Raw genomic sequence first — 13,281 nt, 5'->3', positions numbered from 1 at the left:
CTTGCGTGTCCCCGCATACTGGTTGACCACCGGACGGGGGACGGATAACAAATCCCCCAGGGGTGACCTGTCCCACACTCCGGTGGCGAACCGAACGAAGGGCGTGAACGGCGTGGACAGCACCGCTCTGGTCGTCGCGGCGAGGAACGGCGACCGGGCCGCCGGGGAACGCCTGGCCGCCCAGTACCTGCCGCTCGTCTACAACGTCGTCGGTCGCGCGCTGAACGGCCATCCGGACGTGGACGACGTCGTGCAGGAGACCATGCTCCGGGCGCTGTCCGGCCTGCCCTCCCTGCGCGATCCGGCCCGCTTCCGCTCCTGGCTCGTCGCCATCGCCATGAACCAGGTCCGCACCCGCTGGTCCGGTCTGGGCCACCGGCCCGCCCCGCTGGACGCGACCGAGGACCCCGCCGACCCGGCCGCCGACTTCGTCGACCTGACCATCTGGCGCCTCGAACTCTCCGGCCAGCGACGCGAGACGGCCGAGGCGACCCGCTGGCTGGACGACTCCGAGCGCGATGTGCTGTCCCTGTGGTGGCTGGAAACCACCGGCGAGCTGACCCGGGCCGAACTGGCCGAGGCGCTCGGCCTCACCCCGCAGCACGCCGCCGTACGCGTCCAGCGGGTGAAGAACCAGCTCGACGTCGGCCGCGCCGTCGTCCGGGCCCTGGCGGCCGACCCCCGCTGCCCGGCCCTGGCGGAGCTGCTGGGCGACTGGGACGGCACGCCGACGCCCCTGTGGCGCAAGCGGATCGCCCGCCATGTACGGGGTTGCGCCTCCTGCTCCGACGGCAGCGCGGGCCTGGTCCCGCCGGAGGGCCTGCTCTCCGGTCTCGCGCTGGTGCTGCCGATCTACGACACCGGACAGCAGGCGGCGGTGGCCGTAACCCAGGCGGTCCCGGCGGCCGTGTCCTCCGCCGCGCCTGCCGCTCCCGCCGCCTCGGCCGGGGCTCCCGCCGCCTCCGGCGTGCTCTCGGCCGGGAAAGCGGCGGGGCTCATGGCCGCCGCGACAGCCGTGACCTCCCTCGCCGTCTTCTTCTGGCCCTCCGAGCCCGCTCCGCCCGTGCCCCGGGCCGAGGGAGCCACGCACAGCCCCGCGCCCCTGCCACCCTCGGCCGCCGCCCCCGCCGAGCCGGTCCCCACGCCCACCACCGCCTCACCCGCCCCGAGTCCCACCGCCTCCGCCTCCGCCTCCCGGACACCGTCCCCCGCCGCCCCGGAGCCGGCCGCCTCGCCCACGCCCCCGAAGCCGCGCCCCGCCCCGGAGACGCGCGTGGTCACCCAGGTCAACACCCTGCGCGCCGAGAACGGCTGCCCGGACCTGCGTACCGATCCCCGGCTCACCGAGGTGGCCCAGCGGCACTCCGAGGACATGGCCGCACAGAACTACTTCGGCCACACCGACTCCTCGGGCCTGGGCGCGGGCGACCGGGTGACGGCCGTGGGCTACGAGTGGTCGGCCGTCGGCGAGACCATCGCCACCGGCATGAGCGACCCGGCTGCGGCCGTCGAACAGTGGCGGAACAGTCCGGGCCGCGACAACGACATCTTCAACTGCGACTTCGTCCACGTGGGCGTGGGCATCGCCGACTCCCCGCGCGGCCCCTACTGGACCCAGGTGCTGGCCACCCCGCGGTGAGCATCCGGGCCGGCGGGCGCGTGAGCAGCGGGCGCGCGAGCAGCCGTCGGCCGCCCTGCCCTGCTCAGGGACGCGTGAGCGGCTTGGCCATGCAGATGCTGCTGTCGTACGTCCGGTAGTGGCCGAACTTCTCCTCGCAGACCGTGTAGCCGCACGAGGTGTACAGCGCGACGGCCTCGGGCTGCTGGTCGCCGGTCTCCAGGACCATCCTGGTCCGGCCCGCGGCCCGGGCGTCCTCCTCCAGGGCGGCCAGCATCCGTCGGGCCAGGCCCCGGCCGCGGCCCTCGGGGATCACGAACATCCGCTTTATCTCGGCGTCTCCGTCCTCGTAACCCTCCGCGTTGCGGTTCTGGGTCCGCCAGCCGCCGGTCGCCACCGGGCGGTCCTGCTCGTCGTAGGCGAGCAGATACAGACCGTGTGGCGGCAGGAACATCGAGGGGTCGAGCGGTGTGATGTCGCCCTCGTCGCCGTAGCGCTCGGCGTATTCGAGCTGCACCTGGTCGTTGAGTTTGACGGCGTCGGGGTGGTCGAACGGCCGAGGGTGAATAAGCATGCCAAGTATCGTACATCTATGCACAGGCGTGGGGTGGGTACTGTTTCGGGATGCTCACAGTGACCTCCGTGAATGTTAATGGGCTCCGCGCCGCCGCCAAGAAGGGTTTCGTCGAGTGGCTGGCGGGGACCGACGCCGACGTGGTCTGCCTCCAGGAAGTGCGGGCCGAGCTCGCCCAGCTGCCCGAAGGGGTGGGTACCCCCGAGGGCTGGCACACCGTGCACGCGCCCGCCGCCGCCAAGGGGCGCGCCGGGGTCTCCCTCTACTCCCGGCAGGCGCCGGAGCGGGTCCAGATCGGCTTCGGCGGGTTCGGGGTCCCGGGTGCCGAGGAGTTCGACGCGAGCGGCCGGTATGCGGAGATCGACCTTCCCGGCGTGACCGTCGCGAGCCTGTACCTGCCCTCCGGCGAGGTCGGCACCGAGCGGCAGGACGAGAAGGAGCGCTTCATGGCCGCCTTCCTGCCCTACCTTCAGGGGCTGAAGGAGCGGGCGGCGGCGGACGGTCGCGAGGTCGTGGTCTGCGGTGACTGGAACATCGCCCATCAGGAGGCCGACCTGAAGAACTGGAAGGCCAACCGCAAGAGCTCCGGCTTCCTGCCCGAGGAGCGCGCCTGGCTCACCCGGGTCCTGGAGGAGGCCGCGTACGTGGACGTCGTACGGCAGCTGCACCCGGATGTCGCTGGGCCGTACAGCTGGTGGTCCTACCGGGGGCGCGCCTTCGACAACGACTCCGGCTGGCGGATCGACTACCAGATGGCGACCCCGGGGCTCGCCGAGCGCGCGGTCAAGGCGTGGGTCGAGCGGGCCGCCACGCACGACGAGCGGTGGAGCGACCATGCGCCGGTGACGGTCGTCTACGAGCGGTAGCGCCTGCGGCTCGGCTCAATCCGCCTTCGGCGGCCGGGTGCCGTCCTCGTGGCGCAGCCTGCGGTCCAGGGCCATGGACAGCTCCGCGTCCACCACCGCCCGGGCCAGCGGGCGCAGCTGGGCGGGTTCGGTCTCCGCGGTGTGGGCATGCAGTACGCGTACGAAGATCTCGGCGAGCGCCTCCGCGTGCTCGCGGACGCGCCGGCCCGAGGAGAGCACCGTGGCGAGCGGCACCCCTTCCCGTACGAGCTCCGCCGAGACCTCCAGGAGGCGGCGGCTGATGTGGACGATCTCGTCGCCGTCGGTGGCGAGATAGCCCAGGTCCAGCGCGGCGGCCAGGTTCTCCGGGGTCACCTCGCCCTCGAAGTAGTCGGCGAGCTGTTCGGGGGTGAGGCGGACCGGGGTCTCCTCGGTCGGCTCGCCCAGACCCAGTACCTCGGCGACGTTCCGGCCGCTCTCGAAGGTGGCGGCCAGGTCCGCGATGCCGTTGAGGGTGTGGCCGCGCTCCAGCAGGCCCGCGATGGTCCGCAGACGGGCCAGGTGGTGGTCGTCGTACCAGGCGATCCGGCCCTCGCGGCGGGGCGGCGGGATCAGGCCGCGCTCCCGGTAGAAGCGCAGGGTCCGCACGGTGATACCGGCCGCCTCGGCCAGCTCCTCCATGCGGTATTCGCGGTGCTCGCGTCCTTCAGCCACAGGGGCACCCTATGTTGTACCGCCAGTAACTTTCCTCGGTCCGACCTCTACCCATCAGTACGGCCCTGCTCTACTCTCCGAACAATGCCAGTGATTGCTGGCAGAGTCGTGTGACGTACCGCGGGAGGCGGCAGCATGGCCCAGCAGGAACACGTACGTGTGGCGGTGATCGGTACCGGATTCGGGGGCCTGGGGGCCGCCGTCCGGCTGCGCCGCGAAGGCATCACCGATTTCGTCGTCCTGGAGCGGGCCGACTCGGTGGGCGGCACCTGGCGCGACAACAGCTATCCCGGCTGCGCCTGCGACGTACCGTCCCACCTCTACTCCTTCTCCTTCGCGCCCAACCCCGACTGGCCGCGCACCTTCTCCGGCCAGGAGCACATCCGGGCCTATCTGGAGCGGGTCACCGACACCTTCGGGCTGCGCCCGCACATCCGGCTGAACCACGAGGTGAAGCTGATGAGCTGGGACAAGGAGAACCTGTACTGGGTGATCGAGTCGGCCAACGGCACCACCCTCCGCGCGGATGTCGTCGTCTCCGCCACCGGTCCGCTCTCCGACCCCAAGATGCCGGACATACCCGGGCTCGACTCCTTCCCCGGCAAGGTCTTCCACTCCGCGCGCTGGGACCACGACTACGACCTGGCCGGCAAGCGCGTCGCGATGGTCGGAACGGGCGCCTCCGCCATCCAGATCGTCCCGGCGATCCAGCCGAAGACCGCGAAGCTCACGCTGTTCCAGCGCACCCCGCCCTGGGTCATGCCCCGCATGGACCGCACCATCAGCAAGGCCGAGCGCGCCCTGCACCGGGCCGTCCCCGCCACCGGCACAGCGCGCCGTGGACTTCTGTGGGGCATAAGGGAGTTGCAGGTCAGCGCCTTCACCAAGCACCCCGACCAGCTCGGCCTGGTGGAGAAGATAGCCAAGTCCAACATGGCGCGGGCCATCAAGGACCCGGCCCTGCGGGCCAAGCTGACCCCGGACTACCGCATCGGCTGCAAGCGGATCCTGCTCTCCAGCACCTACTACCCGGCGCTCGCCCAGCCCAATGTGGACGTCGTGGCCTCCGGGCTCAGCGAGATACGCGGCTCCACCGTCGTCGCCGCCGACGGCAGCGAGGCCGAGGTCGACGCGATCATCTTCGGCACCGGCTTCCATGTGACGGACATGCCGATCGCGGAGCGGGTCGTCGGCGAGGAGGGCATCACGCTCGCCGAGTCCTGGAAGGACGGGATGAACTCGCTGCGCGGCGCCACCGCCGCCGGGTTCCCCAACTGGATGACGATCATCGGCCCCAACACGGGCCTCGGGAACTCCTCGATGATCCTGATGATCGAGTCCCAGCTGAACTACATGGCCGACTATCTGCGCCAGTTGGACGTCCTGGGCGGCCGCGCCGCGCTCGGCGCCCGCTCCGCCGCCGTCACCGCGTGGAACCACAAGGTCCAGGAGCGGATGAAGCGCACCGTGTGGAACACCGGCGGCTGCACCAGCTGGTACCTGGACGCCGAGGGCCGCAACACGACGGTCTGGCCGGGCACGACGGGGGAGTTCCGGCGGCAGACGCGGACGGTGGACCTCGCGGAGTACGACGTCGTCCGGGCCGGGGCGACGGGCGGCGGGGCGCAGCGGGCAGCCGGGGCCGGGCGCGTACCCGAACAGCCCGGCCGCGCCGAGCGCGAGACCGTGACGGCAGGGGGGAGCGCGGCGGCATCGGCGGCAGCGACTTCGGGCGCGGCCGCTTCAGGGGCAGCCGCTTCGGAGACCGTCGCCGGGGAGGCCGCGCGATGAGCCGCCTCCTGCGCCGCGACTCCGTACCGCCGGTGCCCGCCGCCGAGCTGACCGCGCGGTCCGCCGACGGCTCGCGCATCCACGTCGAACTGCACGGTCCCGAGGACGCCCCGGCCGTCGTCCTGGCCCACGGCTGGACCTGCAACACCCGCTTCTGGGACGCCCAGATCCGGGACCTGGCCGCCGAACACCGCGTCATCGCCTACGACCAGCGCGGCCACGGGCTCACCCCCGCACCCGGCCCCGGCGGCTACAGCACGAACGCGCTCGCCGACGACCTCGAAGCGGTCCTCGCCGCGACACTCGCCCCGGGCCGCCGGGCGGTCCTCGCCGGGCACTCCATGGGCGGGATGACGCTGATGGCCGCGGCCGCCCGGCCCGGACTGCGTGCGCACGCCGCCGCCGTCCTGCTGTGCTCCACCGGCAGTACGCGGCTGACCGCCGAGGCCCGCGTCCTGCCGATCCGCCCGGGGGCGCTGCGGACCCGGCTCACCAGCGCCGTGCTGGGGGCGCGGGCGCCGCTCGGGCCGGTCACCCCGGTCTCGAAGAAGATCCTCAAGTACGCCACGATGGGAGCCGGTTCGGCTCCGGACCGGGTCGAGGCCTGTGCCCGCATCGTGCACGCCTGCCCGCGCCGCGCGAGGGTGGAGTGGGGGCACGTGCTCGACGGGCTGGACCTCGCGGAGGGCGTGCGCGAGCTGCGGGTGCCGACCGCGGTGATCGCCGGTACGGACGACCGGCTGACCCCGCCGGTCCACGCGCGGGCCATCGCGGCCGCCCTGCCCCTCGGCCTCGGGCTGACCGAGCTGACGGGCGTGGGACACATGACGCCGGTCGAGGCCCCGGAGGCCGTCACGGCGAGAATCAGGGAGCTGGTCACCCGGTACGTCACCGAGCGGTCGGCCGCAACGGCCGAGAAGGAGGATGTCGCATGAGCAGCAGGCGGAGTCTGGAGGGCCAGGTCGTCGTCGTCACCGGCGCGGCCCGGGGCGTGGGCGAGCTGCTGGCCCGCAAGCTGTCCGCACGCGGTGCGACCCTCGCGCTGGTCGGTCTGGAGCCGGACGCGCTGAAGGAGGTCTCCGAGCGGCTGCACGGCGAGAGCGGCCACTGGTTCGCCGATGTCACCGACCACGAGGCGATGGCGCAGGTGGCGCGCGAGGTCAAGGAGCGCTTCGGGAAGGTCGACGTCGTCGTCGCCAACGCGGGCGTCGCCGCGGGCGGCCCGTTCGCCGACTCCGACCCGGACGCCTGGCGGCGGGTCATCGAGGTGAACCTCATCGGCGGCGCGGTCACCGGGCGGGCCTTCCTGCCCGTGCTGACGGAGAGCCGCGGCTACTTCCTCCAGATCGCGTCGCTGGCCGCGATCACCCCGGCCCCGATGATGACCGCGTACTGCGCGTCCAAGTCGGGCGTCGAGGCCTTCGCGCACAGCCTGCGGGCGGAGGTCGCCCACAAGGGCGTCCGGGTGGGCGTCGGTTACCTCTCCTGGACCGACACCGACATGGTGCGCGGCGCGGACCAGGACGACGTGATGCGCGAGCTGCGCCAACGGCTGCCGTGGCCCATGAACCGTACGTATCCGCTCGGCCCGGCCGTCGAACGGATCGTGGACGGGATCGCGCGGCGCTCCGCGCATGTGTACGCCCAGGGGTGGCTGCGCGGGATGCAGTCGGTGCGCGGCTATCTGCCCTCCGTCATCGCGCTGGGCGGGCCGCGCGAGATGCGGCGCTTCGAGCCCCGGCTCCACGGCGTTTCGAAAGGGCTGGTGGGGGCCGGCGGCGCGGCGGACCAGGACGCGCGAGCGGAGCGCGCTGACCGTACGTAACGGAAGGTAGCTGTCCGAAATGCGCGGGATGTCGGGTCATGCAACGCTGGGCGAGGCCCCGCAGGGGGCCATCCCCCCACGTACCGCACGCATCCCACAGGAGTGAACAGCATGGGTATCGCAGACCAGTTCAAGGACAAGGCGCAGGAGCTCGCCGACCAGGCCAAGCAGAAGGCCGGTGAGGCCAAGGAGCAGGCCCAGGAGCGCGGCCGGCAGGGCCAGGAGCGGGCCCGGCAGGGCCGGGACGACGTCCAGGACCGTGCTCAGGACGCGTCGGACCAGGCGCGCGAGCGCTTTGACCGTTGACGGTCGCTGAGGTGTGACGCGTGCGCGCTGCGCTGTGCGCGTGCGTACGCGTTACGTCGGGAGGCGCATCCGGGTGACCGGGTGCGCCTCCTCCATGTTGTGTTCGGGCCGTACCGGGCCCGCGCTGTCGACCGCGCGGGGTGCGGCGGTGCGTAGGATGCATGTTCGATGATGGGCTTTCGCGTCTCTGACGCCCGCCCTGCACGACAGCCGCTCGGGGGAGCCTTTCTTCGTGTCCACAGCGCATATAGCGCGTTCGGCGCCCTGTTCCCCGGGGAGCTGAACCGCGTCCCCGGCATCCCCGGCCGACCCGAGGCGTATCCGTTTTCTCGTCCGGTCGGTACCGGCGCTCTGGACGCTCGCGCTCGGTCTGTGGGGCCTGTCGCGGCAGGAAAGTGTGTGGCGGCCCTCGGCCACCGGCTGGCCGGACCGTGGGCTGGGCTGGGGGGCGGGCTGGCCCTCGGGCTGCTCCCGGCCGTGCAGTTCTACCTCCAGGAGGGGCGGTGCCGGGCGGTGCACTGAGTCGCCTACGGCGGCACGGTCGCGCCGAGCGGTCTGCTGAACTGGCTCTCGCTGATGATTCTTCCGGCGCGCCTGACGACCCTGCTGTGGAGCCGGGCGGGCCGTGACGTCGGCAGACGCTGGACCGCCGCGGCCCTGGCCGCCGTGGCCTGTGTGCTGCCCCTGATCCTGTTCAGCCGGAGCCAGTCCGCGCAGGTTTCCTGGATACCGCCGCTGACCTGGCACATGCTGATCGGCCCGGCGGTCCTGCTGGCCATCGGCGGCGTCGGCGCCCTGCTGGACCGGCCCCGGGCGGAGGGGTATCCGTCGGCCAGGCCCCCGGGGGAGGAGCGTCCGCCGGACCGGCCGCGGGCGGGCCGGCTGCCGGCGGCGTCCGTCGGGCTGCCGCTGCTGGCGCTGCCGCAGGCCGGCCTCGTCGGGCTCTCCTCTGAAGCGGCCCGGAAACGCGGTGCTCTTCATTCCGGCGGCCCGGCGGGACACCGAACCGGTCTCCCCGGACGCCTTCTCCGGGCTCGCGGACATAGCGCTGGCCCAGAGCCCGCAGAAATCCGGCACGCTGAAAGGCATAGAGGCGGAGCCGGACCGGATACGCACGGCGATGCTCGCCCAGAAGCGGATACTGCTGGTGACGGACGCGCCCCGGGTGGCGCGGCCGGTCACCGCCGCCCGGGACAAGGCCAAGACCTCCGTGCTGGAGGAGCACTTCACGGCCGTGGCCGACGAAGTGGCCCGGGGCCGCCGGGTGACGGTCTACGAGCGGCGCACGCCGCTGCGCTGACCGCCGGGCGTCCCCGGGCCGTCGAGCGAGCCCCAGGAGGTGCGTCCGCCCCGCCCTCAGGAACTCCGCGGCGGCAGCGGCGGCCGCCGCAGGTTCGGGGCCGTGTCGTACGAGGGCGGGGTGGCCGCCGGGTGGGCGGCCAGGAGGTCCAGGGCGAGGCGGACCGCGTCGTCGAGTACGGCGTACCGGCCCTCCGCCCAGTCGAGCGGGGTGCGCAGGGCCTCCACGTCCGGTTCCACGCCGTGGTTCTCCACCGACCAGCCGTAGGTGTCGAACCAGGCCGCGTTCATCGGCACCGTGATCACCGTGCCGTCGCCCAGGCGGTGACGGCCGGTCATGCCGACCACGCCGCCCCAGGTGCGCTGGCCCACCACCGGGCCCAGTTTCAGCAGCCGGAACGCGGCGGTGATCATGTCGCCGTCGGAGGAGGTCGCCTCGTCGGCCAGGGCGACGACCGGGCCGCGCGGCGCGTTGGAGGCGTAGCTGACCGCCTGGGCGTTGCGGGTCAGGTCCCAGCCGAGGATCGTACGGGTGAGCTTCTCCACGACCAGCTCGCTGATGTGGCCGCCCGCGTTGCCCCGTACGTCCACGATCAGCGCCGGGCGGGACACCTCCAGGCGCAGGTCCCGGTTGAACTGGGCCCAGCCCGAGCCGCCCATGTCCGGGATGTGCAGGTAGCCGCACTTGCCGCCGCTCAACTCCCTTACGACGTCGCGGCGTTTGGCCACCCAGTCCTGGTAGCGCAGCGGGCGCTCGTCCACCAGGGGCATGATCGCCACCCGGCGGGACGGACCTCCGCCCGCCGGGGCGAACGTCAGCTCCACCGTGGTGCCGCCTGCCGCGGTCAGCAGCGGGTACGGGCCCGCCACCGGGTCCACCGGGCGGCCGTCCACATGGGTGAGGACCGCGCCCTCCCTGATCCCCGTACCCGCCAGCGGTGAGCGCGCCTTGGAGTCCGAGGAGTCGCCGGGCAGGATGCGCTGGACGACCCAGCAGCCGTCCCGGCAGACCAGGTTGGCGCCGAGCAGGCCGATCGCCCGCTGGTAGTGCGGCGGGCCCTCGTTGCGGCGGGCGGGGGAGACGTACGCGTGCGAGGTGCCCAGCTCGCCCAGCACCTCGCGCAGCAGGTCCGCGAACTCGTCGGGGGACGCGACCCGTTCGACCAGCGGGCGGTACTGCTCCAGCACCCCGTCCCAGTCGATGCCGCACATGTCCGGCTCCCAGAAGAAGGAGCGGATGATCCGGCCCGCCTCCCCGTACGCCTGCCGCCACTCCGCCCCCGGGTCGACCTCGTGCAGGATGCGGCGCAGGTCCAGATAGACCGTGGAGTCGGTGTCGCCCGGTTCGGCCGCCGGTACGGCACGCAGCTCGCCGTCGTCCATCACCACGAGCCGGGACGAGTCGCCGCTGACCGCGAACCAGTCGAGGTGGTCGACCAGTTCCGTCTTGCGGGCCTTCGCGATGTTGAAGTGCTCCAGGGTCGGCCGCCCGGACATGTCGGCCGGGTTCGCGAACGTCTCGCCCAGCGCACCGGAGATCGGCCAGCGCAGCCAGACCAGACCGCCGCCGGTCACCGGGGCCAGCGCCGAGTACTTCGAGGCGGAGACCGGGAACGGTGTCACCCGGTTCTCCAGGCCCTCGAACTCCACCATCACCGGCGACCCCTCCGACGTACCTCCGTCCGGCACGTCCACCGGGTCCAGGCCGCCCGCCGCGGGGCGCCCGTCCGGGGAGAGCGCGAAGGGGGAGGGCGTGGCCGAGGAGAGCGGGACCAGGTACGGGCGGCAGCCGAGCGGGAAGGACAGGTCGCCGGTGTGCACGTCGTAGACCGGGTCGAAGCCGCGCCAGGACAGGAACGCCAGATAGCGGCCGTCCTCCGTGAAGACCGGGTTCTCGTCCTCGAAGCGGCCGTTGGTGACGTCCACGATCACCGGGGCGCCGGGGCCGGAGATCCGGGCGAGCTTGATCTGCCGCAGCGAGCGGCCGACTCCCGGGTGCGACCAGGTCAGCCAGGCCCCGTCGGGGGAGAAGGCCAGATCGCGGACCGGGCCGTTCACCGAGCGGATCACCTCGGTGAGCCCCGGGTGCTCGGCGGCCGGCACGCTCGCCGGGACCGCCGCGCCCGTGGCAGCGTAGAGGTCGGCGCGGGTGGAGCCGCCGGGGGCCCTCGCGGCCGCCTCTTCGGGCGTCCCCTCGGCCGCCTCCTCGGCCGCCAGGGGCTCGGGCGCCGGCTCCGCCTCCGGTTCCGCGGTGTCCAGGAGCAGCAGGCGGCCGTCGTTCGAGGCGATCGCGAGGCGCTCGCCGTCCGGGGCGGAGACCATCTCCTGCACCCGGCCCAGCTGCCCGGAGGCCAGCAGGCGCGGGGGGCGGTCGCCGCTGGCGCGCGGCAGGTGGGCGATCTCGACCGCGTCCGCGCCCTCCGCGTCGGTCACGTAGGCGACCCGGCCGCCGCTGCCGAGCATCTCCGGCTGCCGCACCCGGACGCCGGGGGTGTCGGCGATGGTGCGGGCGGGGCCGTCGCGGTGGGTGAGCCAGTAGAGGCTGCCGCGTACGGTGACGGCGCTGGCCCGGCCCGTCTCGTCGACGGACAGCGAGTCGACGTTGCTGGCGGCGGAGACCTGGTAGTGGCGGCGGCCGGTGCGCGGCCCGCCCAGGCGTACCTCCAGCTTGCGCGGGGTGGCGTCCGGCGACTCGAGGTCCTCGACCAGCCAGAGGTCCCCGGCGCACTGGTAGATCACCCGGTGGCCGTCGCTGGAGGCGTTGCGGGCGTAGTAGGCGTCGTGGTCGGTGTGGCGGCGCAGACCGGTGCCGTCCATCCGGCAGGAGTACAGGTTGCCGACGCCCTCGTGGTCGGAGAGGAACGCGATGCGGCGGCCGACGAACATCGGGGTGGCGAGGTGGCCGTCGATGTCCGGGAGCAGGCGTTCGCCGTGCAGCCACAGGCGGCCCATGGCCCCGCCCCGGTAGCGCTTCCAGGCGGCCGGTTCGTGCGGGGGCGTGCCGGTGAGCAGCAGGGTGCGGCGCTCGCCGTCGATGTCGGCGACCGCGATGTCGGAGACCGGGCCCCAGGGGAGTTTGCCGCCGGGGCTGCCGTCGGTGGGGACGCTGTAGGCCCAGGAGAAGTACGAGAACGGCTGCTGGTGCGAGGACACGGCGAGGATCTGCGAGGTGGCTCCGGGGTCGGGGCTCCAGCCGCAGACCCGGGCGTCGGTCGAGCCCCAGTAGGTCAGGCGGCGGGCCGGGCCGCCGTCGACCGGGGCGAGGTGGATCTCGGGGTCCAGCGTGCGCCAGGTCGTGTAGGCGATGGAGGTGCCGTCGGGCGAGAAGCGCGGATGGCTGACCCGGGTCCGGTCGACGGTCACCCGCCAGGCCCGGCCCGGCCGGTGCCCCGCGGCGGCGAGAGGGGCGACCCAGAGGTCGTCCTCGGCCGCGAAGCACAGCAAGTCCTGGTGGAGGTGCGGGAAACGGAGATACGCGACGTCGTCACTCACCCCCCAATGCTTTCCGCGCGAAGGGCCCGGGGCAACTTGTGGTGCAGCACACAAGCGAAACGATTTCGTTTCGCTGGGTGCTGGAGGTACGGTTCAGGTGTACGAAACAGTTTCGTTCGATTCCCGGGCGAGGCTGAGCGAGGCTGCGGGACCGCGAAGAGCGATACGGCGAAGGAGGTCGGCACATGGCACGCAGCAGGCTGACTCCCGAGCGTGAGGGCGAGCTGTACGAGGCCGTTCTCGACCTGCTCCGCGAGGTCGGCTACGACGCCCTGACCATGGACGCCGTCGCCGCCCGCACCCGGTCGAGCAAGGCCACGCTCTACCGCCAGTGGGGCTCCAAGCCCGAGCTCGTCGTGAAGGCGCTGCGGCACAACAAGCCGGTGAACCTCGCCGAGATCGACACCGGTTCGCTGCGCGGCGACTTCCGTGCCGCGCTGAGCCGGACCGACGACTGTCAGATGGAGAAGGACGCCGCGCTGATGCGGGGTCTGAGCCATGCCGTCCACGAGTACCCCGAGCTGCACCAGGCCCTGCGCGAGCTGCTGATCGAACCGGAGATGACCGGTCTCGACCAGCTGCTGCAACGGGCGGTGGACCGGGGTGAGCTGCGCTCGGACAATCCGGCGCTGAAGTACGTCCCGCACATGCTGGTCGGCGCGCTGGCCGCCCGGCAGCTGATCGAGGACCAGCCTGTCGACCAGGCGTTCCTCATCGATTACGTGGACTCCGTGGTTCTCCCCGCCCTCGGCGTCTGACGTCCCCGTCCCCTCCGTACGGCCCTCTCCCCGACCCGCCCCACCTGACACGCCGCTCT

The 13,281-nt window shown here is 72.8% G+C and carries 13 protein-coding genes; 9 read left to right on the top strand and 4 right to left on the bottom strand.

From position 1 onward, the window contains the following. Window positions 1-103 precede the first annotated feature (103 nt). A complete protein-coding gene (locus CIB93_RS17975; protein WP_257002244.1) occupies window positions 104-1,639 on the top strand; it encodes a sigma-70 family RNA polymerase sigma factor in 1,536 nt (511 codons plus the stop codon). Between the two features lie 64 nt (window positions 1,640-1,703). Here CIB93_RS17975 and CIB93_RS17970 read toward each other — a convergent pair whose 3' ends face one another. Then, window positions 1,704-2,192 carry a GNAT family N-acetyltransferase gene (locus CIB93_RS17970; protein ID WP_096627968.1) on the bottom strand — a complete coding sequence of 163 codons (489 nt, stop codon included), beginning with the start codon at window positions 2,190-2,192 and terminating at the stop codon, window positions 1,704-1,706. 50 nt (window positions 2,193-2,242) lie between these two features. Between CIB93_RS17970 and CIB93_RS17965 the strand changes: the two genes are divergently transcribed. Continuing rightward, the gene (locus tag CIB93_RS17965; protein WP_096627967.1) at window positions 2,243-3,058 is read left to right on the top strand and encodes an exodeoxyribonuclease III; all 816 of its coding nucleotides are present in this window, start codon (window positions 2,243-2,245) and stop codon (window positions 3,056-3,058) included. A gap of 15 nt (window positions 3,059-3,073) precedes the next feature. Here the strand turns inward: CIB93_RS17965 and CIB93_RS17960 are convergent, their stop codons facing one another. Beyond that, window positions 3,074-3,718 carry a MerR family transcriptional regulator gene (locus CIB93_RS17960; protein WP_096627966.1) on the bottom strand — a complete coding sequence of 215 codons (645 nt, stop codon included), beginning with the start codon at window positions 3,716-3,718 and terminating at the stop codon, window positions 3,074-3,076. Window positions 3,719-3,886: 168 nt separating this feature from the next. On the opposite strand from CIB93_RS17960, the gene CIB93_RS17955 reads away from it, so the two are divergent. The 5 genes from CIB93_RS17955 (at window position 3,887) to CIB93_RS39450 (ending at window position 8,195) form a co-directional block, all read left to right on the top strand. Further along, window positions 3,887-5,542, top strand: a complete 1,656-nt coding sequence (locus CIB93_RS17955) for an NAD(P)/FAD-dependent oxidoreductase (RefSeq protein ID WP_096627964.1) — start codon at window positions 3,887-3,889, stop codon at window positions 5,540-5,542. Beyond that, a complete protein-coding gene (locus CIB93_RS17950; RefSeq protein WP_096627963.1) occupies window positions 5,539-6,477 on the top strand; it encodes an alpha/beta fold hydrolase in 939 nt (312 codons plus the stop codon). The genes CIB93_RS17955 and CIB93_RS17950 overlap by 4 nt, the downstream gene beginning before the upstream one ends. Continuing rightward, complete coding sequence (locus CIB93_RS17945) at window positions 6,474-7,367, top strand: SDR family oxidoreductase (protein WP_096627961.1); 894 nt, start codon at window positions 6,474-6,476, stop codon at window positions 7,365-7,367. Before CIB93_RS17950 ends, CIB93_RS17945 begins: the two co-directional genes overlap by 4 nt. A gap of 111 nt (window positions 7,368-7,478) precedes the next feature. Continuing rightward, entirely contained in the window at window positions 7,479-7,673 is a 195-nt protein-coding gene (locus CIB93_RS17940; RefSeq protein ID WP_096627960.1) for a hypothetical protein, read from the top strand. 399 nt (window positions 7,674-8,072) lie between these two features. Further along, window positions 8,073-8,195, top strand: coding sequence for a hypothetical protein (locus tag CIB93_RS39450; RefSeq protein WP_306454823.1), 123 nt, complete (start codon window positions 8,073-8,075; stop codon window positions 8,193-8,195). Between the two features lie 5 nt (window positions 8,196-8,200). On the opposite strand, the gene CIB93_RS39445 is transcribed toward CIB93_RS39450, so the two are convergent. Beyond that, entirely contained in the window at window positions 8,201-8,452 is a 252-nt protein-coding gene (locus CIB93_RS39445) for a hypothetical protein (protein WP_306454822.1), read from the bottom strand. 191 nt (window positions 8,453-8,643) lie between these two features. On the opposite strand from CIB93_RS39445, the gene CIB93_RS39440 reads away from it, so the two are divergent. Further along, entirely contained in the window at window positions 8,644-8,973 is a 330-nt protein-coding gene (locus tag CIB93_RS39440; RefSeq protein ID WP_306454821.1) for a hypothetical protein, read from the top strand. Window positions 8,974-9,029: 56 nt separating this feature from the next. On the opposite strand, the gene CIB93_RS17930 is transcribed toward CIB93_RS39440, so the two are convergent. Continuing rightward, on the bottom strand, window positions 9,030-12,464 hold the full coding sequence (locus CIB93_RS17930; protein ID WP_096627958.1) for a S41 family peptidase: 3,435 nt from the start codon (window positions 12,462-12,464) through the stop codon (window positions 9,030-9,032). Between the two features lie 185 nt (window positions 12,465-12,649). On the opposite strand from CIB93_RS17930, the gene CIB93_RS17925 reads away from it, so the two are divergent. After that, the gene (locus tag CIB93_RS17925) at window positions 12,650-13,222 is read left to right on the top strand and encodes a TetR/AcrR family transcriptional regulator (protein WP_096627957.1); all 573 of its coding nucleotides are present in this window, start codon (window positions 12,650-12,652) and stop codon (window positions 13,220-13,222) included. Window positions 13,223-13,281: the final 59 nt, after the last annotated feature.

Source organism: Streptomyces sp. WZ.A104 (assembly GCF_002382885.1).
Lineage (GTDB): Bacteria > Actinomycetota > Actinomycetes > Streptomycetales > Streptomycetaceae > Streptomyces.
This window is presented reverse-complemented; position numbering and strand designations above follow the sequence as displayed.